Origin of the sequence: Rhodopirellula maiorica SM1, from assembly GCF_000346295.1 — a bacterium.
Lineage (GTDB): Bacteria > Planctomycetota > Planctomycetia > Pirellulales > Pirellulaceae > Novipirellula > Novipirellula maiorica.
Window position 1 is genome coordinate 1 of the sequence record NZ_ANOG01001131.1, and the last position, 1,952, is coordinate 1,952.

1 protein-coding gene and 1 pseudogene are annotated in these 1,952 nt (G+C 55.1%); both read right to left on the bottom strand.

Annotated features, from left to right (window positions below):
- Positions 1-1,404: pseudogene (locus RMSM_RS36195) on the bottom strand (hypothetical protein); the annotation flags it as partial.
- A 50-nt stretch (positions 1,405-1,454) separates the two neighbouring features.
- Positions 1,455-1,781, bottom strand: a complete 327-nt coding sequence (locus tag RMSM_RS36200; RefSeq protein WP_040771478.1) for a DUF6793 family protein — start codon at positions 1,779-1,781, stop codon at positions 1,455-1,457.
- Between the last annotated feature and the right edge of the window lie 171 nt (positions 1,782-1,952).

Genomic DNA, 1,952 nt, shown 5'->3' on the forward strand with positions numbered 1-1,952 from the left:
GTCCGATTCAGGACTTAGTGTTGCCGGCAGTAGTGTCGCTGGCTGTGTCGAACCTGCCTCGGTCGTCGCGACCGCAATCCCGTTTCGAGCGAGCGAGGTTTCAGCGGACACGGTTTCAGCGGACACGCTGTAGTCGAGCAACGCATCGCGAGCGGCGATACGAAACGTGGTATTCATCGTAGGATCGGCATCGTACCGCTGAAAATCGGCGTATTGGTGCTTCAGCAAATACTCCGCATCAATCTCGACGAACTGACGTCGTGGACGCTGCAAGATCACGGCATTAAAAAAACTGTTGTAAGAATCCCAGTTTGAAATCCAATCACTCATCAGATCAAATCGCGATTGCACGACACGACCACGTCCGACTCGACGTTGCAAGATCAGATTGCCGGTTCCGGCGACATCATTGGCGTCAGCCGCAAGGTTTCCGTCGACGGCGACCCGCGCGGTTTCGCTCTGCAGTAGTGCCGTTTGTGCTTCCGTCGATCGATCACTCTTGACGGACCATTCCTGCAACAATTCCGCGGCGGATTCCGGAGCGAGTTCGATATTCGCACGCGGATACAGCGGCAGCAGATCAACGAGCGGCGAGTCTACGATTGCATCCGAGCCATCTGCCCCATTCACGATCAATTGACCACCAAAATGGATCCAGTCGGCAAGAGCCATGGTTTGTCCCGGCGTCAGTGAATCCGCCGAGATGTCGTCCCACAGCACCACAGCGGTGCTGGTCCAATCGAGCATCGTTTCCGCGATCGGCAACACCTCGTCAGTGTCGGGGATCACGATGCGATAGTTTGCAGCCTTGTTTGCGAATTCAGACTCCGATCGATACGGACGCTGCCAATCGGCGCCGATCAGCTTTGCGAATCGTTGTGGGCGATTCGTCAAAATGACAAAGAAATACTCTTCCTGGGCGAGGAACTGAAACATATCGGGCTGTGAATCGTACACCAGCCCTCGCCCGCCGGAAAACAATTGACTCGAAAGGAAGACATTCTTGGAATCGCCACTCGGCAGCGGGGCGAGATTTCGATAATCAAATCGTCGTTGTTGCCCCTTGGGCAGCACGATTGGGCGAACGTTGACCAGTGGATTCCGAGACGTTTGAGAATCGGGCCTTGATACTCTGCCGATTCTTGCCCGGCTTTCTAATTGGCCGCGGACGTCCTCGCGGTTGCTTTTGAGTATCTCCGAGGCCGAGAACCAGTGGCCGGGTTTAACCCCGCCACCAATCGGCGTGCGATCAGCAGGAAATGCCTGAGCGGGCAAGGAAGTAAAATCGGGCAGTGCCGCCTTTTTCTTTTCTTCGTCTTCATCGCTGGGGGTTGAACGACATCCATCGCAGCCCACGATCAGCGTGCTGCACAAAAGGGCCAACAAGAGTGGAAAACGCAGCATGAAAAAGTCTGCCAAGCGAAAGAGAGGGAATGCAATACGATCAGGCGGATCTACCACCCCATGACCATATTGGACTCAATCGCCTTACGCGCGTGTTCCAGATCGCTGCCGGTTTCCATCCGGTACAAACGAATCGCATTGACTTTGTCCCCCGATGAACGGCTCAAACATTCGCGGGCCACTGCACATGGACTCAGATCTGGGGAGGTTAGCCCGAGCACCCCTTTGCTAATCACCCACGTATCACGAGGCCGTTTCGTCAAGCGAGCGATTTCATCGTAGGGGTACGCGTCCGCAACCACGGACCGAGCCGCCTTTTCATCTTCGGCCCACGTGATGATGATATGAGAGTTGGTTTCAACCTCGAATAGCGGCATGGATATCAGTCCTTCGGAGAGAGGGTCAGCGTGTAAATCGGCAAGGGGATCAATCGGCAGCGAATCTTCCGCCACGCATCGCTAGTGCATGATACCGACGACTCGAATCGCTGGAAAGTTTTTGACGGTGGTTTTCAACGGTTTTATCGGTTTCCTAGGCACGGCACCGCC

Coding starts and splice junctions, on each gene's coding strand:
- RMSM_RS36200 (WP_040771478.1), bottom strand. CDS start 1,781: ATGCCGCTATTCGAGGTTGAAACCAACTCTCATATCATCATCACGTGG.